Consider the following 24,095-nt stretch of genomic DNA (forward strand, 5'->3'; position numbering starts at 1 on the left):
CTTATGTCGCGATTGTACAGTGAAAAAATAAAATCTAGGTTGCGTTTATGGCAGTTATAAAACTTATTATCGAACCAAAGCTCATGTGCGCCACAAATAAATTGACAACGTAACATCGATAACATATCAGTGTAAACGTTTTAATTTAAAAGCCCAATACTATTAAGTTTGCTTACTGAATCCATAAAATGTAATATATGACAAATGTTTAACGTTGTGCTTATGGGTTTTATATCTGTAAGTGTTTATATTTTTAGCTTAGGTTCGACTATGTCTCAACGATCTTTATCATTAACGGCAGAACAATTCTCAAAACGACGATACTCGCTATCATGGTCGGCTCAATTACTATTAAAAAAGCCGCGCCTTTATCTAATGTGTGCAGCATTACTAAGCCCTATGCTTGTGATGCCTAATGCTCAAGCTGCTAGCTGTAAAATTCCTAAAAGCTACTATAAAAACGTGGCTTGTACCTCTGCTCGCGGTTATTTTTTGGCGACAAAAGATTTTGGCGATGCCCCCGTAGCTTTGATTGATAGCAAGGGTAAAAGAGTGATTGATCTGTCACGTTATCAAAAAGTTGACGCTAATAAAATGTCAGAGGGCCTACTGCCAGTATTGCGTAATGGCCGTGTTGGTTATGTCAATATGGAGGGCCGCGAAGTGGTGCCAGCTATTTATGGTATGCTCAAAGGCAATCAAGGCTGGGCGCGTCCAGCGTCTGAGGGACGTATCATCGTGCAGATGAATGGCGACTACGGTGTTATTACGACATCTAACCAAACGATCGTGCCGTTCTCATCAGTGATCAAAGACATAGATGATTATCGAGGCGGCGTGGCACGCGTAAGCAGAAATCAGTCTATTGGCTGGCTCGATCGAGATGGTAAAACAGCTCGTGACCCCAATGATAATAGCGACAATGACGCCCTAAGCGCTGCAAATAATACCTCTGCTAATACAGCAAAACCAGCAAACTTGCCAGCCAAAATGCCATTTACCACTTTGCAGCCAGATCAACAAGATGGCCGTTGGGGTTTTGTTGACGATAACAACGTCACTATGATTACTTATTCATTTGATGAAGTAAAACCGTTTTCTGAAGGTTTAGCTGCTGTACGTCTAGAGGACAAATGGGGTTTTGTAAATCTAGGCGGCGAGCTGACAATTCCATTTCGTTTTGACGATAACGGTTTGTCTAAGGATAATAGTGATAACAATGCAACCGCATTTGTATTTAAAGAAGGCAAAGCTTGGGTTGGTAGTCTTCAAGACGGTAGTAAATTATGTATTGATAAAGAAGGTACGAACGTAAGCTGTGACTAGAGTAGCTGGATATAAAAAGAAGATAAAGCCTATAGATGACTTATAAGCTTTATCTTTTTTTGACTGAATATTTTTAGCTAATTTAAAAGATGGCTGCGAATCAAATCGACTAGATAAGGCTGATAGTAGGCCGGAATATCATGTGCCATACCTTCAATTAAATGAAATTTGGCATTGGGGATGGTTTTGGCAACTACGCGTCCTTGTGAAGCTGGCAATAAACCATCGGCGCTGCCATGAATGACAATAGTAGGCGCTTTAACTTGTTTACTAAAGCGGCTGATAGACCCTGACGCTAAAATAGCATTGAGCTGCTGCACGGTACCTAAAGGATGAAAATTACGCTGGTAGCGTAGTTTGGCAATCTCGCGTACGGTACGCACATTAACGTGACCTGGCGTGCCAACGGTTTTCATAAACCAGACACTGTGGCGTACAATATCACGCTCAGAATGACTCTCTGGACGATTGATTAGAGTATATAACTGCTTAGGCTTGGGCGGCTTTAAAAAGGCGCGATTGGTCGTCGTAAACATCAGTACCATACGCTGCACCAAGCTTGGATAACGCGCGGCAACTATTTGCGCAATCATCCCGCCCATTGAAGCGCCAAGTAGATGGGTACTACCAAGATGCAAAGCTTTTATCAGCCGTGCGGTATCTTCCGCCATATCCGTTAAATTGTAAGCTACTTGTTGGCTTTTATTGGATAAGCCTGTTTGCAGGCGCAGCATCATTTTAAGTTGACTCACGCGCGGTAAGCCTTCTATTTGTACTTTGGAGGATAAGCCAATATCACGATTATCAAAGCGAATCACAAAAAATCCAGCATCAATTAAGCGCTTAATAAAGTCGTCTGGCCAAAATATCATCTGTGAGCCCAGTCCCATCACCATCAAAAGCGGGGGATGGTTAGGGTTACCGCCTGCCTCAATACACAACTTGATACCGTCGCCAATATCGAGCATGGCTTGATAAAGGTGGTCGCTTAGATCTGACGCTCGCCAATCGTGCTCACCGAATTTTTCCCAGTCAGCTGTAGGATAGTTAGGAGTTTGAGTGTCAGCTAGTTCTAACGATGCTGCGCGATCGGCTTTATTTAATGCTTCGATAGCTACTGGATCTGTTCGACTTAAACGCTGTGAGTGATCATTGTTATTCGAATTTGTCATGAGATATCCTAATTAGAGTTTCTTTTGTCTAAATCTCCATCATCTCAAAATCCAGCTTACCAGCACCGCACTCAGGGCACATCCAATCATCAGGGATATCTTCCCATGCGGTACCAGGAGCGATACCTTCTTCAGGGCAGCCAAGCTCTTCATCATAAATCCAGCCACAGACAATACATTCATAGCGTTTCATAGATAGTCCTATCGATCAATATCAATTTTACAACGCGTCCTTATAGCTCATATCGGAGCTATAAAAACGCAGGTAGTCTAACACATAAGCGTTGTTTACGTAGTTAAGTTTACACTTGTATATTGAGATAAATGTGCGCTTATCAAGTTAATAACGATGATTTATGTTGTCCAAATGGTGTCTTATCGCTTGCCAAAACATTATTATAAAGTCAGCTGTGCTATCATATCTGCTGCAAACTTTCTGTTGCAACTACTATATTTATTACTATCTTTTTACTATTAAAGTCGTTTAAATTAAGGGTTATCATGAGCATCAGCGCTACTACTCAACCGGTGAGCACCACATCAGAACGGTCTACTAGTATGAATACTGAGCATCCTTTTTGGCAAGTGATTCGTACTGTTCCCAACTTCCCAAAGCCCGGCATCGATTTTTATGATATTACACCATTACTACGCAGTCACATTAATGAGGTTATTGATGCCCTGCTAGAGGCGTTGCCTGAGGGCTTAATGGATAGTGTTGACTGCTTGGGTGCGGTGGAAGCGCGTGGTTTTGTGTTTGCAAGTCTGCTGTCAGGACGCTTAGGTAAAGGTATGATCTTGCTGCGTAAGCCAGGAAAACTACCGCCGCCAGTTGCCAATAAAGCTTATGCGCTAGAGTACGGTAAAGATACCCTTGAGATGCAAAATAATTTGCCCCCTGAACGCGTTTTATTAGTTGATGATATCCTAGCAACTGGCGGCACATTAACCACGGCTTATGAGCTTTGTAAGTCCGCTGAGCATACGGTAGTAGGCGCACTGGTATTGCTTGACTTGATTGATTTGCATAATGATTTTCCAGTACCCGTTTATAGCGTATTGAAAGCTTAGTTTTTCAATTTAATTTATTAAAAAAGCATATTTGCACTGGCAAATCTTAACAGGTTTGCCAGTATTTTTTTATATGACAATTAAGGATATAACATGACTACTATTCATCTTCCGCGTCTTACTATGCTAGGAGCCGCTATAAGTGCTGCTCTCATACTTAGTGCTTGTCAACCTACTAACGATACTATTGAAGCTACCACAGAAGAGAGCACGCCAATCGATACTGATATTACCGTAATAGATGATCCACATGCTGGTCATGATATGACAGGTAGCACGATGACCGAGAACGGGGTAGCGATGAGCGACGTGTATAAAGAGTACAATGATTCTATGACCACAATGCATGACGAGATGATGGTGGGTATGAATTATAACGATCCTGATGTCGCCTTTGCGCACGGAATGCTCGGTCATCATGTAGGCGCGGTTGATATGGCTAAGATTCAACTAAAATATGGCACCGATGCAGAGATGCGTCAATTGGCGCAAGAGATTATCGATGCTCAGCAAAGCGAGATTGAGCAGATGCAAGGCTGGCTTGATAATAATCCTGATGCTGCGGAGCCTAGCGCTGATACTAAAGCTATGCAGCAAGCTTATTCTGGCGGTATGGACGCTATGCATGGGGAGATGATGCTAGGTATCGCTGATCCTGATCCAGATATGGCCTTTGCTCGTGGTATGCTCCCGCATCATGTGGGCGCGGTAGATATGGCAGAGGCGCAGCTCAAATATGGCAAAGATGCAGAGATGCGTGAGTTGGCACAACAGGTTATCGATGCCCAGCAAGCGGAGATTGAGCAGATGCGTAATTGGATTACTGCACATGGCGGCACGTTACCTAGCGCTTAGTTTTGGCTTTTTGAAAGTTTAGCTTTTTAAAATACTGGTTTTAGAAACGATGTTTAAGAAGAAGCGTCCTGATTTATAGCCAGGACGCTTTTTTATGTCGCTTAACCGCGCATAGCCGCAAGCGCTTTTGCCAACTCATCACGCGCGCCAATAAAGCCATCAATGCCTTTGGGTAGTAAATTCTGTGTAACCTTATCCTCTTGATAGGCGGCGCTAAACTCTTCTTCGGTTAAACTCACCTTTTGCATATCATCTAAATCCATTGCCATTTCTGGCGAGAGCTGGCGCGTAAATTCTACATCCATCGCCGCCAACTCATCAATCAAATCAGGAGAGATAGTTAATAAATCACAGCCAGCTAGCGCCAGTATTTGTTCCACCGAGCGAAAGCTTGCTCCCATGACCTGCGTATCATAGCCGTGCTGTTTGTAGTATTGATAAATAAGTTTGACTGATTGCACGCCCATATCGTCAGCGACTGGGACGTTTTGGCGGTTTTGTTGGCGTTTTTGCCAGTCTAAAATTCGTCCAACGAAAGGCGAGATAAGGGTCACGCCTGCATCAGCGCAGGCAATGGCTTGATGCTGACCAAATAACAAGGTTAAATTGCAGTGAATATTTTGCGTTTCTAAATAACGCGCAGCCTCTATCCCTTGCCAAGTCGCTGCCATTTTGATAAGAACCCGCTCTGAATCAACGCCTGCCTTTTGATAAGCATCTATGAATTCCAGCGCCTTATCGATCGTCGCCTGAGTATCATAAGACAAACGCGCATCGACTTCGGTAGACACTCGGCCTTCGATTAACTCTAAGATATTACAACCAATTTTGATAGTTAGCGCGTCAATAACCGCATCGACATTGCCTTGGTAGCGGCTCATAGTCTCAGCGAGCATTGACTGATTGTCTGGATGAATAAGCGCTTTGGTAATCAGACTTGGGTTGGTAGTCGCATCGATAGGTCTTAGCCGATCAATAGCGGCCAAATCGCCAGTATCTGCGACAATAGTAGTCATGGTACGAAGTTGTTGTAATGCGCTCATCTTTTGTCCTTCAATCGATAAATAGTAAAGCCAATGGTAAACTAGTATATAACCTTAAACTGTAGCACAGTTTGGCGTAATATTTATATGGTGATGGGATTTATACGTTAATATAAATAGGCTAATATCAAATCATTGCAAACATTTATCCCTATTTGCATGGGCACTGCAAGTAGTTTTTGCTATAGTAGGGCGTTTACTAGATGGTCTATCAACTTTATACTTTACCATCAACACATTAATAACAGTCAAAAAGGACAGACGGTATGAGTGAGCAGTCATCAGAGCAAAATTCTAATAGCAGCAAGCCAGTCGATGCAGGCGTAAGTCAGTCCTCAACCGACCAAGAATTCTTAAGCCGTCTGCGCCAAAATATTGACGAAGTAGATTCTGAGATTCAGACGTTGATTAATAACCGTGCCAAGTTGGCGCAGCAAGTGGCAACGGTTAAAAAAGACCATGTCGCTAAAAGCAATGAGCCCTCTAAACGCGACCCTGTTTTTTATCGTCCTGAGCGCGAAGCGCAAGTACTAAAAGCGGTGATGGCTCGTAATACCGGGCCTATCAGCGACGAAAAAATGGCGCGTTTGTTTCGTGAAATCATGTCAGTGTGCTTGGATCTAGAAGCGCCGCAGCGGATTGCGTTCTTAGGCCCTGTAGGCACCTTTACTCATGCCGCTGCTCTTAAGCATTTTGGTAAAGCCGCTGATACTATGCCGCTTAGTACTATTACTGACGTGTTTCGTGAAGTTGAAGCGGGTACGGCAATGTATGGGGTGGTGCCAGTAGAGAACTCTTCTGAGGGCGTGGTCAATCATACGCTAGATGGATTTTTATCCTCTAGCTTAAAGATTATTGGTGAGGTTGAGCTGCCCATTCATCAAAACTTCTTAGTCGCTGAGCATACTAAAGTTGATGATATAAGTCGTATCTACTCGCATCAGCAGTCGCTTGCCCAGTGCCGTCATTGGCTCGACGTGAATTTTCCTAATGTAGAGCGCGTAGCCGTATCGAGTAATGGCGAGGCTGCTCGTCGCCTCAAAAATGAATGGCATTCAGCCGCTATTGCAGGCGATGTGGCGGCAGCTGAATATGATTTGCATAAGCTTTATACCAACATCGAAGACAATCCAAACAATACTACGCGCTTTTTAATTATCGGTCATGAAGCTGTAGCTCCCTCAGGGCAAGATAAAACCTCTATTGTGGTATCTGCTCATGACAAAGCAGGGGCGCTGATTGAGATACTAAAACCGCTGTCGTATCATGGCGTATCAATGACCAGTATTGAAACCCGTCCTGAGCGTCCGAACAAGTGGGCCTATGTATTCTTTATCGATATGGCTGGTCACATCCAAGACTCGAACGTCAGCGCAGCTATTGAAGATATCCGTCCACTGGTCAAAGATTTACGCGTACTTGGTTCTTATCCCAAAGCGGTGTTGTAGCTAATGGATTAAAACTTTTAACTAGGGGCTGCATGCTATACAGCTCTTAAATGAAAATATTGTAGGCTGACGCTTTTGAATCAGCTGCATTAAGGATAAATCATGCCCTCGACTCATTCATCGCAAGTTATAGAGCAAATGCTATCCCCTCTAACTCCTGCTTACGACAGTATTTTAGAGCTGGCACCGTATCAAACGGGTAAGCCTGTCGAAGAACTAAAGCGCGAGTATGGCGTATCAGATGTGGTCAAATTGGCTAGTAATGAGAATCCGTTAGGTTGCTCACCTCATGTGACTTTGGCAATTACTGAGCAGCTAGGACAACTAGCGCGTTATCCTGATGGTAATGGTTATTATCTCAAGCAAGCCTTGGCTGACTTTAATAATATCAGCGCAAAATGTATTACTTTAGGTAATGGCTCTGATGATTTACTTGATATTTTGGCGCGTAGTTTTGTAGGCAGCGATGATGTTATTGTCTATAGCCAATATGCTTTTATTGTGTATTCAATGCTAGCCAAAATGCAGGGTGCAACCGATATTGAAGTACCTACGCAGCGTTTTGGTCATGACTTAGCTGCTATGCGACAAGCGGTCGAGGATAATCCTAAGACCAAGATGGTATTTATTGCCAATCCAAATAACCCAACTGGCACCATGCTTGAGCATAAAGCGCTACGCGAGTTTGTCGCCAGCATGCCAGCATCGGTATTAGTTGTACTCGATGAGGCTTATATCGAATATAGCCCTGAGAGTAATAACCGCGCCTTATTAGATGAGTTTGATAATGTGGTTATAGTACGCACCTTCTCCAAAGCTTATGGCTTGGCGGGTTTGCGGGTCGGCTACGCGCTAAGCTCGCCTGCAGTGGCAGACTTATTAAACCGTATTCGTCAGCCCTTTAATGTCAGTAGAATCGCTCTAGCTGCGGCTGAGGCGGCACTGACTGACCAAGACTTTATCGAAAAAACGCGTGTGTCAAATTTAGAGCAAATGCGCTGGCTTGAGAAACAGTTTGATGCTCTAGGATTGGCTTTTATCAAGTCACATGCCAACTTTATTATGGTCGAGATAGAAGATGCGGTGGCCATTAATCAGGCGCTACTCGAGCAAGGTGTTATCGTGCGTCCACTGGCAGGATATGGGCTGAGTGATTGGCTACGAGTCACGGTAGGCGTGGCTGAAGACAATCTGCGCTTGATTGATACTTTGCATTCTATTTTAAATGATGACTGATTTTATCTAATTTATTCAACGAGAAAAGCTGTGAGCCTGCCTAAAAATAATAATTCTAAGCATTTAACCGCCAACAAGCAGACGCCTTTATTTAACCAAGTATGTATCATTGGTCTAGGACTGATTGGTGCTAGTCTTGCGCAAGCCATCAAAGACGATAATCTAAGCGCGCGCTTAGTCGCAGTCGATAATCATCAGCCCAGTATCCATGAAGCTATCGAGCAAGGGCTTCTTGATGCAGGTAGCGCGGTTTTAAATGAAGTGGTATCGGGTAGTGATTTAATCGTTATTGCTGTCCCTGTACAAGCGGTACAAGCGGTGTTTGGCGATATAAAAAAGGCGATGGACGCAGGGAAAATTACAGCTGATTGCGTCATTACTGATGTCTGTAGCACCAAGGTGAATATCATTGAGGCCGCTAAAACCGTGTTTTCAACTTCACCCCATGATTTTTCTGACGCTCTTCCTGTGGGCTTTGTCCCTGCACATCCAATTGCTGGTGCTGAGCATTCAGGTTATCATGCTCGCCGTGCTGATTTGTTTGTCAATCATAGCGTCATTATCTGCGAGCTGCCCAGCACTGAGCTTGTCGCCATTGCTAGGTTGCGTCAGCTTTGGGAAGCAGTGGGGGCGTCAGTTATAACCATGACCGCTGAGCATCACGATGCCATACTGGCGCATACCAGCCATTTGCCGCATCTGCTAGCCTTCAACCTCGTTGAGCAATTAGCCAGCCACGATGATAATTTAGAAATATTTTGCTATGCTGCTGGCGGATTTCGGGACTTTACCCGTATCGCAGCGAGTGACCCTAAGATGTGGCATGATATATTTTTTGCTAATCAAAACGCGATTGTCAGCGCCCTTGATGAGTACAGCGCCTACTTACAAGAGATGCGTCAGCTTATTATTGATAACGATTCAACCGCCCTCATGGGACTTTTGGGCCGCGCGCAAGCCGCTCGGCGACATTTTGGTCATATGTTAGCTTCCACTCCTTATACGGATACCTCTGCTATGTCAGCTTCTTATATTATCTCACCTAAAACCAACAACCATAATGCAGTCACTGGCACTATAGCTATTCCGGGTGACAAGTCTATTTCGCATCGCAGTATTATGCTTGGTAGTATTGCTGAGGGCGTTACTCACGTCACAGGGTTCTTGGAAGGAGAGGATGCCTTGGCTACTTTGCAAGCATTTCGAGATATGGGCGTAACCATTGAAGGGCCTGATAAGGGCGAAGTGATTATTCATGGTGTCGGTATGCATGGCCTAAAACCAAGTAAAACGCCACTTTATATGGGTAATTCGGGTACCAGTATGCGCCTGCTATCAGGTATTTTGGCCGCGCAAAAATTCGATAGTGTCTTGACCGGAGATACCAGTTTAAATAAACGTCCTATGGAGCGTATTGCCGCGCCGCTACGAGAGATGGGCGCCAAGATTCAAAGCACCGGTCACAGTGGTACTGCGCCGCTTAGTATTACTGGTCGTGATAAGGTGGGTCAGCCATTACAAGGTATTGATTACGATATGCCGGTGGCTTCTGCGCAGGTGAAATCTTGCTTATTACTAGCAGGATTATGGGCTGAGGGCACCACCACGGTTATCCAGCCTGAGATTAGCCGTGACCATACCGAGCGTATGCTGTCCGCCTTTGGTTATGAGGTTAAGGTAGAGGGCAGTCATATCAGCGTCGAAGGGGGTGGCAAGCTTACGGGTGGAGATATCGCCGTGCCTGCCGATATCTCCTCAGCAGCGTTTTTTATGGTAGCGGCTGTTATCAGCCAAGATAGTGAGCTGACTCTAACCCAAGTCGGTATTAATCCGACGCGTACCGGTATTATCGATATTTTAAAACTAATGAATGCTGATATTAGCCTAAGCAATGAAACTCATGTTGGCGGCGAACCGGTGGCTGATATTAAGATTCGCTCCTCAAACCTACGAGGTATTGAAATACCAGAGCACTTGGTACCACTCGCCATCGATGAGTTTCCAGTGTTGTTTATCGCCGCCAGCTGTGCAAAAGGTCGTACGGTATTGACCGGTGCCAAAGAACTACGGGTCAAAGAATCTGATCGTATCGCGGTGATGGCAGATGGGCTACAAACCCTTGGCATTGAGTGCACCGTTACTGACGATGGTCTGATCATTGAAGGAAAGGGCATTGAGGGTCAAGGCTGTGCCGACAAAGATAATGCTGAGACTAATATTAATACTGAAGCTAAAACTAATAACGACCAGCCTGTCTTTGGCGGTGGTCACATTAAATCGCATCACGACCACCGTATTGCTATGAGCTTTGCGGTTGCCAGTTTACGTGCCTCCGAGCAAATCACTATCGAAGGCGTTGAAACGGTCAATACCAGCTTCCCTGGCTTTGCTGAGCTTGCCAATCAGGTCGGTATGGCGATTGAAGTTAGTCAGGTTTCATAAACAAATCAAGTTAAATTTCATCTTAAATATTATTAAACTAAAGATCGAGATTAACGCACTTTTTAGCAATGGGTTTCATCCTTTGATATGAACCCGTTGCTTTTCTATTTTATGCTATAAGCGTTAATGAGTTGTCTTGTCTTATGACTACTAAAAATACTACTAAACAACCCATATCTACTGTCAAAACTACTAGGCGTGGTATCTTAACGGCGCTTATAGCTTTTTTGATATGGGGTGCATTTCCGTTATACTTTAAGCAGTTGGCGGCATATGATCCGGTTGAAATCATTGGTCATCGTATCATTTGGACCTTTATATGTCTGCTCATAGTGCTGATAGTTACCAAGCGTTGGCAGTGGATAGAGACGCTTAAGCAAAATCCTAAATGGATAGCATACTCCTTTTTATCCGGTCTCATTATCGCGACCAATTGGCTCACTTATGTATGGGCAGTCAATAGCGACCGTATTTTGGAGGCTAGTTTAGGCTACTTTATTGGACCTTTAGTCGGCGTGGCGCTATCGATGATTTTGTTTAAAGAGCGCTTGCGCACTCTGCAATGGGTAGCTATTGGTTTTGCTTTATTATCCGTGATCATTCAAGTAGTGATGCTGCGTAGTCTGCCATGGATATCACTAATATTAGCTTTTAGCTTTAGCACTTATGGTACCATTCAGCGCCAAACACCGCTAACTGCTATTGATGCTATGTTTGTTGAAACCACAATGCTGGTACCGATATGTGTTTGGTGGTTCTGGCAGGCCGACGTGGTCAGTAGCCAGATTAGTTTTTGGTTCACTTCTAATATCTGGCTACTCATGCTGGCAGGTCCGGTAACTTTAATTCCATTACTATTGTTTAATAAATCTACTAAGCTGGTGGCCTATAGTATTTTAAGTTTTATGACTTATCTGACGCCGACCTTTATCTTCTTCTTAGCGGTGTTTTATTACAATGAACCTTTTGATATAGAGCGCCTCGCTGTATTTGGCTTGATTTGGTTTGCGCTATTGCTGTTCAGTATTGATTTATGGCGTCACCGTCCTAGTAAAAACTTAAAAGCGCCGACACCTCAGCAAAATCAGTTATAAGTTAGAGTCTATGTGAATTTAAAGCGTTTGGCTTACAAAGCACAATAAAAAAGGAGTAAAGCATGTTTGATACCAAAGCTGACGTGGTATTTGTAAAAGGATTAAAAGTTGAAGCTGTGATTGGCGTTTATGACTGGGAGCGCGCGATTACTCAACCTATACTTATCGATATTGTGCTTGAAACGGATATTAGCAAAGCGGCCACATCAGACAATGTAAAAGATGCCTTAAGCTATAAAGATGTCTGCGATGATGTTGATAACTGGTGCAAAACCATAAAGGCTAAGCTGCTTGAGCATCTAGCCGAGCAAATCGCTGATAAATTACTATCCAAATATCCCTGCCAAAAAGTTACCTTAAGTCTGGCCAAACCTACTGCTATCAAGCCTGCAGATAGCGTAGGGGTGCAGATTACGCGTTATGCTTAGAATAATGAAAGCAAAGATTAAGAGCTTGTCACTTATCAATAACCATTCTAATTATTTATAGTTAATTCTAGGTAATATTGACAGACTCTACGTTACGTACTGCTGGTATTAATTTTGCGCAGCCTCTGGCAGCAACGGCACAGCACGCAAGGAAAATTAATACCAGCAGTACTATACTTATCTCAAAATTTCTTAACTAGATAAGGCTGGTTAATTTGAACCTTAAAGCCCTAAAGAAATGCTCACCTGAATCGTTACAGCAGCAAGCGATAGCGGCGGTATTATTAGCTTTGGGCAGTAATTACCAAGCCGATTACTATTTGCCGCAAGTGCGCAAAAAGCTAGCAGCACTAGGGCAAATACAGCTTTCTACCCCTTTTCAAAACCCTGACTTTACCGCCACCTTTGAGCAGCCAAAACCTGACTACACCAATCAATGTGTTTACCTATCGCTAGCTCAAAGCATGACTCTAAAGCAGCTGCAACAAATTCTTAAACAGTTTGAAAATGATTGCAATAGACAGCGTTCATCAAAGCTAACAAAAAAATCGATAAAAATAGTTACCATGGATATCGATATCCTGCTTATCAAACCAAGTATAGCTAAAAATAGCCTAAGCAAAAATTTGGAAAGCAATTGCAAGCACAAAGATACACGAGAGTGGATAATTATGGCTGACCGTTATCCGTTTAAGGCGCATGAGGTTGTAGGGATAGAGGAGTTGGCTTTAACTAGAAAAACCAACAATGATAGGTAGTAAGGTGCGCCTAGCGCACCAATACCATGATATAAGTTTCTTATCGGTGCGCTGGGCGCACCCTTGTATCTCGACTAGATGATAAAATCATCGAAGCTTGCTACACTTTATCATCTAATCTGGAGCATTGGCAGCGTGAGCGCACACTACGTGCTACAAGTCTCCTTATTGAACTTATTTAGGGAGTAGGTAATCTTCCGGTATTATTGGCCAAGTATGATTTTCGTCATCGCGGTGTAATAAAATTAAATCGTTAGTTATACCTGCTAATGTGTTACTTAAAGCTTGGACTTGAATGCGTAAAGAAACAGAGTTATATAGCGCTTGACTAAAATCTTCATTTTCTAAGGCTGTTAATGCTTGTCTTACATAGTTGTTAATATCGTCAATCATTTCATTAGCGTCTTCTTGCCAGTCAAAACTGTAATCTGCATCAAGAGAGTCTAAGTCCTTAATTTCTTTTAACCTAATAAAATCATTGACTAATTTACGAAGATTATTAAAGTCTATACTAGACATTAAATTTTTATCATTATTATTTAACATTAACGCTTATTCCTTTTGCTTCTTCAGATTTCGAATATTTTTGATGCCATCCAAATTTGAAACAAACTTAGTTAAACCAGCTTATAGGCCAGTTGAAGCTTACAATACCTAATAGTATATCTCAGAAGAAGCGAATGTTAAGCAAAGAAGTCTTACTGTTGCCGAGGGTAAATGAGGATATAATGAAGCACTGCTGTACCCGAGCGCAAGACGAAAGCTGTGCTTGAGTGAAGGCGAGAGTATAGTCCTTAAAGAACCCCGAGCTATGAGACGCATAATTTCTCCCTTTTAAAGAACTCCAATCTCGAGGCTAAGTTTTTTATCTTTTTGCTTTTGATTTTTTGTTTTCGATGAATGATATAAGGCTGGGTGATATTGAATAAGACCGATAATTTAGTTTTAAATGGTGGGTTACGTTTCATCAGCACTCTCTTCGAGAGTTTGATAAAACTAACCCACCCTACGCGAAATTCGATGTTCTTTTGCCAGTAAGCTACTGCGCGGTCAAACCACCATCAACCACAAACTCAGAACCCGTTGAATAGCTCGAGTCATCGGAGGCTAGGAATAGTACCATGCCACTGACTTCTTTGGCTTCTGCCACTCGTTTCATTGGGATGGTTTTGGCAAAAGCGTCTACGGCATCTTTGGTATCGCCTTGGGTTATCATGGGGGTGGCGATGACGCCGGGGTGGATGGAGTTGACGCGAATGCCGTGCGGCGCGCACTCTAAGGCGGCTGCTTTGGTCATGCCGCGCACAGCAAATTTGGAATCGGTATAGCCGATAGCGCCGCCGACCAAACCGTTAATCGATGAGACGTTAATGATAGAGCCTTGCTTGGCTGCTTTCATAGTCGGAATGACCGCTTTCATGCCTAAGAATACCGATACTTGGTTAATCTCAAGTATTTTGCGGTAGTCCTCTACCGAGGTATCTAAAATCGATTTGTGGGTAGTGATACCAGCATTATTAACCAGTACATCAATTTGACCAAATTTGTCTTTGGTTTGTTTGACCACCTTGTCCCAATCTTGTTCGCTTGTGACATCTTGCTTAACAAATAGGGCGTTGTCGCCCAGCTCTTTTGCAAGCGCGTCACCTTTTTCACTATTGATATCGGTCAAGACTACCTTCGCACCTTCCTCTATACATAAACGCGCATGGGTCTCGCCCATGCCCTGAGCTGCGCCAGTAATGATGATAACTTTGTCTTGTAGACGAGCCATAATACTTCCTTATTCTTTTAGGGTTTGCTGCAATTGTCATTAAGACTATTATTGACCAACAATTATAGGTCATAACCACTAGCATTTAGGTAATGAAGCTTAAGGTCTTGTCTTAGATAGGTAAAGTTATTAAACACGTTCAATAAGCGTATACTCAGTAATAGAATGAGAAAGCTATTTGAATATTTAAAAGGAGCTATTGATGTATAAAAAGATATTAGATTTTTGTTTTAATGAAGCGGGTAGCCAAAAGTTTTTTGAGAAAGACTTGGAATTTGATCGCTTGTTAACAGAACGCTTTACTACGGTACTTGAAAAGGCCGCTATGGCAGAGTTTTATACTTGGCGCACTAGTCCCCAAGGTCGTTTGGCTGAGATTATTATACTAGACCAGTTTTCGCGTAACATTTATCGCGATACGCCAACTGCTTTTTCGCAGGACCCTATGGCGCTGACTTTAGCGCAAGAAGCGGTAGCAGCTGGTTTATTAGAAAAGCTGAATTTTGAAGAGCGTAGGTTTCTTCTTATGCCTTATATGCATAGTGAGTCAAAGCTGATTCATCATGAGGCTGAAAAGCTGTTTAAACAGTATACCAATGATGAGGTATACGGCTTTGAGATCAGACATAAAGTCATCATAGACCGCTTTGGGCGTTATCCGCATCGTAATGAGACTTTGGGAAGGGTGTCTACGCCTGAAGAGCTGGTGTTTTTAAAAGAGCCGGGTTCATCTTTTTAGGGTCTTTTTTTTAAGTTTCATCAACTGAAAAAAGCAATAGATTCTAAACAGCACTATCCGCTTGCTGCGGTAGGGTAAAAACAGTATCAAAACCTAGAGTAAATAAATAGGTATAGACCAAAAAAGCAAGAGTAAGTGATATCTCCATCGTCAGCGCCATCCAAATCCCAACGCCATACCAAATCATATAAAGAGGCATACAAACCAAAGTCAGTCCACCCTCAAAACCTATTGCATGAAGGCTACGGATGATAAAAGTACGCTTGTTAATTTGATTACGCTTCTCCCAATATTCAAAAAGCGTATTATAGATAAAGTTCCATACAATAGCGGTACTGGCAATAATAATGGCCAGTATCAATGATTGCTGGGTGTCACCACCGCTTAATCCCACTAGAATAAAGGTGGTGAGCATGACCGCGAATATCTCAAAAAGTGTAACGTATAAAACGCGGCGCTTAATAGGGCTCAGTGTGATCAATTAAAACTCCAATGAGCCGCTCATAGCCTAATATATGATAGTGGATTTTAAATTAAAAACAGTTATTGATTACGAAGTACAAAAAGTAAAGCTTAGGCCGTTGGTTTGGACTACTTTTGCTCAGCATCTACATTGTCCATATCCTCTTGACCAATCACATCTAAATCTTTCAAGCACAACTTATCATATTCTTCTTTGGAGAATTTAGGATCAAGCTTTTGCATAGCCGCTTGCAATTGATCCAAACGGTTTTCGGACTGTTGAATGTGCTCGAGCATTTTCGCAAAAGCCTCAGCAACAGGATCTTGCGAGTAAGGATCAATACCATAAGCTTGAAAGGTAGTAGTGCGTTTAGAGTTTTGTTCTGTAGACTGAGACTCAATCTTGTCGTTGTCTTTTTGATTAGTTTGCAAAGCGCTCTTGGACTTACTAGTAGCTATCTTAGATGGAACCGGATTACCTTTTTCATCATGATAATCAGAGATCATACGCGCTGAGCTACCTACCATCGTAGCGAATGCGGGTACAGGTTTGACGACGACGGCATTGGAGCCGATCTTAGCATTTTTGCCCACGGTAAATGGTCCCAAAACTTTAGCGCCAGCGCCCACAATCACACCATCTTCTAATGTTGGGTGGCGTTTGCCATCATCTTGTGAAACCCCGCCCAAGGTCACGCCATGATACAAGGTTACATCGTCGCCAATCTCAGCGGTCTCGCCAATAACGACACCGACACCATGATCGATAAAAAAGCGCTTGCCAATTTTGGCAGCCGGGTGAATCTCAATGCTGGTGATGATGCGAGATCCATAGGATATAACGCGAGCGGCAAGTTTGTGCTCACGATTCCATAAGTAGTGGGCGCCGCGATGCAAAATGAGGGCATGTATGCCAGGATAAGTCAAAATGACTTCTAGGCTATTACGGGCAGCGGGATCACGGTTAAATACCGCATCGATATCTTCGGTTAAGTCTTTTTTGATGCGGACAAGAGATTTGAATAAAGTGGTTGGCAATGACATAGGGCACCCTGTCTGCTATTTAATGAAATAATATTTGTAAAAGTAAGATAGTCTTACCTATGTTATTAGTATACATTTATAAAAAGATAATGTTAATAAACTGATTCAATAATATGCGCTCAAACGAGTTTATAGTAAGTATTGCAAGGTTATAGCAGGTTTGCACAACAAAATATAGTCATTAACCATAAAATACAAGAAAACTAACAAATTAATGTTAGCTTATTTATGGTATTTAAATACACGATTAAATATTACTCTTTTAAGAGTTTAGCAATGAGCGCACTTAATAGCTGGTATTCTTTTTGATCAAGCTGGACTCTAGATCCCAAACGAGACAGTCGTGATGGCAGAGATTTTAGATGATCAGCGTCGGCGATACCGCGATCTATCATCAGTGTAGTTATACGCTGGGTAAGCTGCTGCAACTGCTGCTGAGTGATGGCGGGTTCATCCCATTGTTGACGCATAAACGTGTCTAGCATTGGCGTTGATGCGAAATCACTCTTGTTCTGGTTGTTGTTACTCATATTGACGTGAGTCTGAGCATAAGCAAAAATAAAGCTAGCGATAACTTGGATGGCTGATGCCACATTAAGCACAGGATAGGCGGGGTTGGCATCGATTTGGATATGATAATCAGCATAGGCCAATTCTTCATTGGTAAGGCCACGATCTTCACGGCCAAACAAGATAGCGATGTTAGGTTTGTTAATAACTGATAAGTTAGAATCAGGTTTACTGGTATTTAGAAAAGTAGCATTTTGTTGGTCAATAAAAGAAAACATGATTTTTGCTGCTTGAGTAGGCGTCACTACTGGACGCGGCAAATGGCGACTGCGACTACTGGCTGCAAAAACCAGTTGACAGTTGCTAATAGCGTCTGCCAAATTGGGCACAATGGTAGTGGCTGATAATACATCATTACCACCTGCAGCATGAGAGATACTGGTCTCATCTACTGGATGTTTGGGATCGACGACAGTTAATCGCGACAAACCCATAGTGTGCATGGCTCGCGCCGCTGAGCCGATATTAGCAGGTAAGGTGGTATTAACCATCACTATTTTTAAGCAAGATAAATAATCGCTAATGGTATAAGGAGCTTGAGGAGTAGAGTTTTGTGCTACAGATGGCAAGGGAGAGCGGCTCATTATTATAATTGTCCTAGGCGCTGATTGATCTCGTATTCGGTATGTTCCAGCGCGGCTGATATTCGCCCAATAAGCGCTGCTTGTTGATCAATTTGTCGATTGCGACAAGCTTCTTGTAATTGTTCACTAAGCTGTACTAATTGAGTCGCACCTAAATTGATACTAGCTCCTTTTAAAGCATGAGCGGCTTCAAAGCCATTGGCATTGTCATTGGTTTTTTGAGCAGATTGCATCAGCACAATACGCTGCTTGCTGTCAATGATATAGGTTTGAATTAAATCTACAAAATCTTCTTCCAATAAGTCGCGCATCTCTTCAAATTGTTCAGTATCGATAATTTTATTATCGGTTTCATTATTTATACATCGGTTGTTATATTGAGTTTCGACCATGGGCAGGTATTCCGTTTCAGTAAAAAGTAAAGGGTACAACAAATATACCAAAGTTACTGGCTATAATAAACAAAAAACCTAACTATAGTAGACTATTAGCTGTAGTGAAAATATAAGTTGTCTTCATTAATTATACTTTTAAGCTCTTGTATGTTGTCATCATTAGGGTAGAGACGCCAATGCTCGGACAGTGCCACATTAGCAATACCATAATCCTCGTAGACGCTTAAGCCAAGTGGGGTACAGTTGTCATTAATCGAGTCATCCATATTATTGAGTACAGGGTTGCTAAGTACAGGATTCAAATTGTTTTGATCAGTATCTTGTGCTAAAGCCAGTAAATCGTTGCCTTCTTCGTCATATAAACTGCCGCCTGCATCGTTATAATAGTCATTAGAAGCGCTGTCTTGATTGTCTTCTTCTTTATAGGACAAGCGCGGCGGCGGGATGATATGAGCTTGTGCTGATTTGAGCAAAGGTTGCAGGCGCTGTAGTAGATCGATATCGCTACCATGAACTTTAATGCTTATCTTTTTAAGCCAGCGCAAACGGGCATCTACTATGGTCAAGGCGTTATCGAGGCGAGCGAATAGACGTCCCTCGCGCTCACGAATACTGCCTTTAATAATAACCACCTCATCGACCTTTAGCTGATCTTTGACGCGGTTGAAGCGCTCTGCGTAGCAGCTGACCTCCAGCCGCGAGGTACCATCGTCTAAAGTAATAACGTTACGATTGCCAAAGTTTGCTATATCAATGATAAGCCCAGCAAAGTAGCAACTGCCGTTATAACCGGTGTCCGTAAGACTATCAAGACGCGCCCCTGAAGTGTAGCGTTTTAACTCATCCAAATACTCATTGATAGGATGCCCAGTTAGGTACAGCCCTAAGGTGTTTTTCTCAGCTTTGAGCCGATGTTTATCGCCCCAGATCAAATCGGCAGTCATTTTTAGCGGCGGCGCAGCAACTACACCATCCATCTCGCCAAATAAATCCATCATGCCAAGCTCGCCGTTCTTTCGGTCTTGCTCAGCCGCTTGCACTGCACTTGGCAGCTGACTCATGAGCGCCCCGCGAATCTCGTACGCTTCCTCCGCTGACAAATCAGGACGCAAGGTTGCAGCAAAATCATCAAAGCAGCCGGCACTGATCAAAGCCTCAAGTGTGCGTTTGTTGACCTTTTTGATATCTACTCTGCGGCAAAAGTCATACAAGTCTTTATAAGGCCCATCGCGGCGACGCGCCTCTACAATAGATTCAACTGCGCCTTCACCAACGCCTTTAATCGCGCCAAGCCCGTAAATGATATTGGTCGGGGTATCGGCAACAAAGTGCCATTCACTACGATTGACAGAAGGATTGGCGACAGTTAAGTCAAAATTCTCACGGCAATCATTAATAAAGAACACTACGTTATCAGTATTGTTCATATCAGAGGTCAGTACCGCCGCCATGAACTCACTTGGGTAATAGCGCTTAAGATAGGCGGTCTGATAGGCGAGTACCCCATAAGCGGCTGAGTGTGATCTATTAAAACCGTAGCCGGCAAACTTCTCCATCAAATCAAATACCCCGCCTGAGGTCACCTCATCGATCCCTTGAGCCGTGGCACCGCTGACAAAGATATCGCGCTGCTTGGCCATCTCCTCCGGCTTCTTCTTACCCATAGCGCGGCGTAGCATATCAGCGCCGCCGAGGCTATAGCCAGCCATCACCTGTGAGATTTGCATCACCTGTTCTTGATAGACAATAACGCCGTTGGTGTTCTCTAAAATAGGCTCAAGATGAGGATGATCATAGATGACCTCTTCACGGCCGTGTTTGCGATCAATATACATCTCAACCATACCCGCATCGAGTGGTCCTGGACGATACAGCGCGCACATAGCGATAACGTCCTCGATATTGGTCGGTTGCAGCTTGGCAAGGTATTTTTTCATACCCATGCTCTCTAACTGAAAAACGGCAGTGGTTTTGGCGTCTTGTAATAGCTTATAGGCCTTGGCGTCGTCTAATGGCAGGTCTTCTAATACCAGGGCTGCTTTGCCCTCACGAGCGCGGCGCTGATTGATATTCTTAACAGCCGCATCTATCACCGTTAAATTACGTAGACCCAAAAAGTCAAATTTAACCAGACCGACATCCTCAACATCGTCCTTGTCGAATTGGCTAACACGATGACCTTCATCATCGCAGTAAATGGCACTAAAATCAGTGATTTTGTTAGGAGCGATCAACACCCCGCCAGCATGTTTACCCACGTTTCGGCACACGCCCTCTAACTTGACTGCCATCTCCCAAACCTCAATGGCATCTTCATAATCCATATTGTCGGGATTAGAGATTAAGTCTTTGAGCTGTGGTTCTTGCTCAAGCGCTTGGCTAAGGGTCATTCCAGGCGTTTTGGGAATAAGTTTCGATATTTTATTAGCAAGGAAATACGATTTACTCTGTACGCGCGCCACATCGCGTACTACGGCTTTTGCCGCCATAGTACCAAAGGTGATAATCTGTGAGACCGCTTCACGACCGTAGGTTTGCGCCACATAATCGATAACCCTATCGCGGCCTTCAATACAAAAATCGATATCAAAATCGGGCATGGAGACCCGCTCAGGGTTTAAAAAGCGCTCGAACAATAAATCATAATGAATAGGGTCAAGGTCAGTAATGTTCAGCGCATAAGCGACCAATGAGCCAGCGCCAGAACCACGACCTGGGCCGACCGGTACGCCATTGGCTTTTGCCCAGCGAATAAAGTCCATTACAATCAGAAAGTAGCCCGGGAAGCCCATAGATAGGATAATATTAAGCTCATACTCAAGGCGTTCATCGTATTCCTTGCGAATATCAGGCCAGTTATCACCCCGAGTCTCTAGCGGAAATAGTTTTTCTAAACGATTCTCAAGGCCGCGCTTTGATTCGGCGCGAAAGAACGATTCAATGGTTTCGCCCTCAGGCACTGGGAACTCCGGCAGCACATTGATACCCAAGGTTAAAGTTACATTACAGCGCTTTGCTAGCAGTGCTGTATTGGCAACCACTTGTGGAATATCGGCAAATAGCGCTTGCATCTCTTCTTGCGTCTTAAGATACTGCTCGTCTGAATATAGCCGGGGACGATTGGGATCGGCGAGTACATAAGAGCCGGCAATACAAACTCTGGCTTCGTGCGCATCAAAGTCCTCTTGCTCCAAAAACCGCACATCGTTGTGCGCTACGATAGCGATATTATGCCGCGCGCCTGCCTGAATAGCGGCTTCGATAAAAGCGTCTTCACCAGCGCGATTGGTACGCTTAATAGCGAAATACAAACGATCAGCAAACTGCTGTTGCCACTCTGAAATTAGCTCATCAGCTCTTTCAGGCATAGAGCCCACTAATGCTTGGCCAACATCTGATTTTTCAGTAAACAGTACGATAACGCCAGCAGCATGATCTAAGATATGTTGGCGCTTAATAATGGGCGTGCCGTGATTAGCCGGATCAACTCTTCCTTCTGTAAAGCCCAGCGAGACGATGCGCGTGATATTTTGATAGCCTTCGTTATTCATAGCAAGCAGTACCAGACGCGTGTCCTCATTATCCACAATGACTTCGCTGCCGATGATAGGCTTAACACCAGCGCCTAAGCAGGCACGGTAAAACTTGACCGTAGCATACAGGTTAGATAAATCAGTCAAAGCTAGCGCACGCTGATTATCTGCGCTAGCAGCTTTGATCAGCGGTTTGATACGTACAATAGAATCGGTAATAGAATATTCGCTGTGGATGCCAAGGTGTACAAATGCCATAGAGGACTCTTACTGGTGCAATTACAAAGGAGAGAAGCTTATTAAAAGTGGTATTAAATTAATAAAGTCTTTATTATCAGTGCTTTATATATAAATAAATGAGTAATTTTCCAACTCATATCTTTTAAGCTTAGCCAGTAATAATAGCATTATTTAGCGTATTCAGCCACTTATTCGATAGTCCTAATCTAAATGGGCTAGGACAAAAATAATTCAATCAAAGCAAAAGCTCTCTACACCTATAAAGGCATAAAGAGCTTTTATCATAAAATAACTAAAGTGAGTTTGGTGAGGATTTAACGCTTGTCATGTTTATCGCTATAAGCTATCCAAAAATCGGCATTTTCAATCCCTGCTTTTCTAGGATCAAAGATAGGATCAAGACCCAGCTTCATTTGCTCATCATAGTCTTTGAGCACTTTTAGAGCGGTTTTGCTAAGCAGTACGATAGCGATAAAGTTGAGATAACACATGCTACCGAAACCGATATCACCAAGCGCCCACATGACGCCGACAGACTGCATACTACCAGTGAAGCAAATAATCAAAAACACAATCTTTAAAATAGGTTTCAACACAGGATAGCGCAGTTTACTATCCAAATAGACTAGGGTAGTTTCAGCGATATAGTAATAGGCAATCAAACACGTGAAGGCAAATAAGAAGATAGCAATAGCCACAAAACCGCTACCGTAGTCGCTAAATACCGTCGATACCGCAGCTTGCGTAAAGGCTGTTCCTGCTGCAATGCCGGGCATATTCTCAACTAAAACCACCCCTTCTGCTGGGATGACATTGTACATGCCGGTAGATAGAATCATCAGCGCGGTGGCGGTACAAACCAGAACGGTATCGATATAGATAGAAAAGCTTTGCACCAAACCTTGCTTGGCCGGATGAGAGACTTCTGCAGCGGCTGAGCTAAAGGTCGCTTCACCAGCACCCGCCACGTTTGAGAACACCGCACGGCGTACGCCCCAAGATATAGCTGTACCGACAATACCGCCAAAGACGGCATCCATACCAAAGGCGCTTTTGAAGATAAGAGCGAACATGGCAGGCAAGTTGGAGGCATTAAAGGCTAAAACGATAATCATTAATAAGATATAGCCAACTGCCATAAAGGGAACCACGGTACCAGCAAAGCGAGCAATACGTTTGACCCCGCCAAAGATAATAAAGGCTAAGAGCGCAACGATAATAATACCGGTTATCATAGGCGTAATACCAAAGGCGGTATTAAACGAGTCGGCGATAGTATTAGCTTGTACGCCCGGCACCAAAACGCCGTAAGACAAACAAGTCACTGCTGCAACTAGTAGCGCAAACGGCTTCATCTTTAGGCCACGCTCGATGTAGAATGGCGAGCCGCCACGATATTGATCATCAACAGTATGTTTGAAAACCTGTGCCAATGTGGACTCGATAAAGGCACTCGCGCCGCCAAGCAGTCCCATGACGATCATCCAAAATACCGCGCCTGGACCGCCAGCGGCAATTGCTGTGGCGACCCCAGCGATATTGCCCACCCCGATGCGGCCTGATAGCGCCATGCTAAAGGCTTGAAATGAGCTAATACCCTCGCTAGAAGTTTGTTTGTCAAACAGCAGCCGAACCATCTCTTTGAGATAGCGAAACTGGACACCGCGTGTCATCACAGTAAAATAAATACCGACACCAAGCGCCAAATAAACTAGTGCATCGCTCCATATATAACCAACAATGGTATTAATAATCGCTTCCATAGCCTTACTTCCTTGTAAGTGTTATTAAAGGGGTCACTCTAAAAAGTAGTTTTAAAAAGTGTTTCTCAAAAAGTGGCTTTCAACAAGTGGTTTTAAACAAAACCTTTTCAAAAAGTGC

The 24,095-nt window shown here is 43.5% G+C and carries 21 protein-coding genes; 10 read left to right on the plus strand and 11 right to left on the minus strand.

The genetic code is table 11. The annotated features are described in order from the left end of the window. Positions 1-270: 270 nt before the first annotated feature. A complete protein-coding gene (locus tag ACR63N_RS06575) occupies positions 271-1,326 on the plus strand; it encodes a WG repeat-containing protein (protein WP_472782622.1) in 1,056 nt (351 codons plus the stop codon). Between the two features lie 77 nt (positions 1,327-1,403). Here ACR63N_RS06575 and ACR63N_RS06580 read toward each other — a convergent pair whose 3' ends face one another. Together ACR63N_RS06580 and ACR63N_RS06585 are read right to left on the minus strand one after the other, a co-directional pair. Further along, on the minus strand, positions 1,404-2,498 hold the full coding sequence (locus tag ACR63N_RS06580; RefSeq protein ID WP_367103255.1) for an alpha/beta fold hydrolase: 1,095 nt from the start codon (positions 2,496-2,498) through the stop codon (positions 1,404-1,406). 28 nt (positions 2,499-2,526) lie between these two features. After that, complete coding sequence (locus tag ACR63N_RS06585) at positions 2,527-2,691, minus strand: rubredoxin (RefSeq protein ID WP_367103254.1); 165 nt, start codon at positions 2,689-2,691, stop codon at positions 2,527-2,529. 365 nt (positions 2,692-3,056) lie between these two features. Between ACR63N_RS06585 and ACR63N_RS06590 the strand changes: the two genes are divergently transcribed. Next, positions 3,057-3,569 (plus strand): adenine phosphoribosyltransferase, encoded by a 513-nt coding sequence (locus ACR63N_RS06590; RefSeq protein WP_367106198.1) that lies wholly within the window; start codon positions 3,057-3,059, stop codon positions 3,567-3,569. A 93-nt stretch (positions 3,570-3,662) separates the two neighbouring features. Further along, positions 3,663-4,424 (plus strand): CopM family metallochaperone, encoded by a 762-nt coding sequence (gene copM / locus ACR63N_RS06595; RefSeq protein WP_367103253.1) that lies wholly within the window; start codon positions 3,663-3,665, stop codon positions 4,422-4,424. Between the two features lie 101 nt (positions 4,425-4,525). Here copM and ACR63N_RS06600 read toward each other — a convergent pair whose 3' ends face one another. Further along, positions 4,526-5,467: a transaldolase gene (locus tag ACR63N_RS06600; RefSeq protein ID WP_367103252.1), complete on the minus strand. Its 942-nt coding sequence runs from the start codon at positions 5,465-5,467 to the stop codon at positions 4,526-4,528. 266 nt (positions 5,468-5,733) lie between these two features. Between ACR63N_RS06600 and pheA the strand changes: the two genes are divergently transcribed. From pheA to ACR63N_RS06630, 6 genes are all read left to right on the plus strand, one after another. Continuing rightward, positions 5,734-6,915, plus strand: coding sequence for a prephenate dehydratase (pheA, locus tag ACR63N_RS06605; RefSeq protein WP_367103251.1), 1,182 nt, complete (start codon positions 5,734-5,736; stop codon positions 6,913-6,915). Between the two features lie 102 nt (positions 6,916-7,017). Next, the gene (hisC, locus tag ACR63N_RS06610) at positions 7,018-8,151 is read left to right on the plus strand and encodes a histidinol-phosphate transaminase (RefSeq protein ID WP_472782623.1); all 1,134 of its coding nucleotides are present in this window, start codon (positions 7,018-7,020) and stop codon (positions 8,149-8,151) included. A gap of 30 nt (positions 8,152-8,181) precedes the next feature. Beyond that, positions 8,182-10,593: a bifunctional prephenate dehydrogenase/3-phosphoshikimate 1-carboxyvinyltransferase gene (locus ACR63N_RS06615; protein WP_472782624.1), complete on the plus strand. Its 2,412-nt coding sequence runs from the start codon at positions 8,182-8,184 to the stop codon at positions 10,591-10,593. Between the two features lie 143 nt (positions 10,594-10,736). Next, positions 10,737-11,687 carry an EamA family transporter RarD gene (rarD, locus tag ACR63N_RS06620; protein WP_367103250.1) on the plus strand — a complete coding sequence of 317 codons (951 nt, stop codon included), beginning with the start codon at positions 10,737-10,739 and terminating at the stop codon, positions 11,685-11,687. A 62-nt stretch (positions 11,688-11,749) separates the two neighbouring features. Beyond that, positions 11,750-12,115 (plus strand): dihydroneopterin aldolase, encoded by a 366-nt coding sequence (gene folB, locus ACR63N_RS06625; protein WP_367103249.1) that lies wholly within the window; start codon positions 11,750-11,752, stop codon positions 12,113-12,115. Positions 12,116-12,330: 215 nt separating this feature from the next. Continuing rightward, positions 12,331-12,873, plus strand: a complete 543-nt coding sequence (locus tag ACR63N_RS06630) for a 2-amino-4-hydroxy-6-hydroxymethyldihydropteridine diphosphokinase (RefSeq protein WP_472782625.1) — start codon at positions 12,331-12,333, stop codon at positions 12,871-12,873. 174 nt (positions 12,874-13,047) lie between these two features. On the opposite strand, the gene ACR63N_RS06635 is transcribed toward ACR63N_RS06630, so the two are convergent. Further along, positions 13,048-13,419, minus strand: coding sequence for a hypothetical protein (locus tag ACR63N_RS06635; RefSeq protein WP_367103247.1), 372 nt, complete (start codon positions 13,417-13,419; stop codon positions 13,048-13,050). A gap of 493 nt (positions 13,420-13,912) precedes the next feature. Then, complete coding sequence (locus ACR63N_RS06640; protein WP_367105984.1) at positions 13,913-14,647, minus strand: glucose 1-dehydrogenase; 735 nt, start codon at positions 14,645-14,647, stop codon at positions 13,913-13,915. 199 nt (positions 14,648-14,846) lie between these two features. Here ACR63N_RS06640 and ACR63N_RS06645 point away from each other — a divergent pair, with 199 nt between their 5' ends. Beyond that, positions 14,847-15,386, plus strand: coding sequence for a DUF924 family protein (locus ACR63N_RS06645; protein WP_367105983.1), 540 nt, complete (start codon positions 14,847-14,849; stop codon positions 15,384-15,386). Positions 15,387-15,429: 43 nt separating this feature from the next. Here the strand turns inward: ACR63N_RS06645 and ACR63N_RS06650 are convergent, their stop codons facing one another. The 6 genes from ACR63N_RS06650 to ACR63N_RS06675 all read right to left on the minus strand — a co-directional run bounded on the left by ACR63N_RS06650 (position 15,430) and on the right by ACR63N_RS06675 (position 23,977). Further along, positions 15,430-15,867 carry a PACE efflux transporter gene (locus ACR63N_RS06650; protein ID WP_367105982.1) on the minus strand — a complete coding sequence of 146 codons (438 nt, stop codon included), beginning with the start codon at positions 15,865-15,867 and terminating at the stop codon, positions 15,430-15,432. Between the two features lie 110 nt (positions 15,868-15,977). After that, positions 15,978-16,892, minus strand: a complete 915-nt coding sequence (gene cysE, locus ACR63N_RS06655; RefSeq protein WP_472782626.1) for a serine O-acetyltransferase — start codon at positions 16,890-16,892, stop codon at positions 15,978-15,980. Between the two features lie 254 nt (positions 16,893-17,146). Next, complete coding sequence (locus ACR63N_RS06660; RefSeq protein WP_472782627.1) at positions 17,147-18,046, minus strand: RNA methyltransferase; 900 nt, start codon at positions 18,044-18,046, stop codon at positions 17,147-17,149. Between the two features lie 2 nt (positions 18,047-18,048). Continuing rightward, positions 18,049-18,438, minus strand: coding sequence for an Hpt domain-containing protein (locus tag ACR63N_RS06665; protein WP_367103242.1), 390 nt, complete (start codon positions 18,436-18,438; stop codon positions 18,049-18,051). A 95-nt stretch (positions 18,439-18,533) separates the two neighbouring features. Then, positions 18,534-22,232: a DNA polymerase III subunit alpha gene (gene dnaE / locus ACR63N_RS06670; protein ID WP_472782628.1), complete on the minus strand. Its 3,699-nt coding sequence runs from the start codon at positions 22,230-22,232 to the stop codon at positions 18,534-18,536. Positions 22,233-22,528: 296 nt separating this feature from the next. Beyond that, positions 22,529-23,977: an alanine/glycine:cation symporter family protein gene (locus ACR63N_RS06675; RefSeq protein WP_367110242.1), complete on the minus strand. Its 1,449-nt coding sequence runs from the start codon at positions 23,975-23,977 to the stop codon at positions 22,529-22,531. Positions 23,978-24,095: the final 118 nt, after the last annotated feature.

Source organism: Psychrobacter sp. M4 (genome assembly GCF_055699795.1).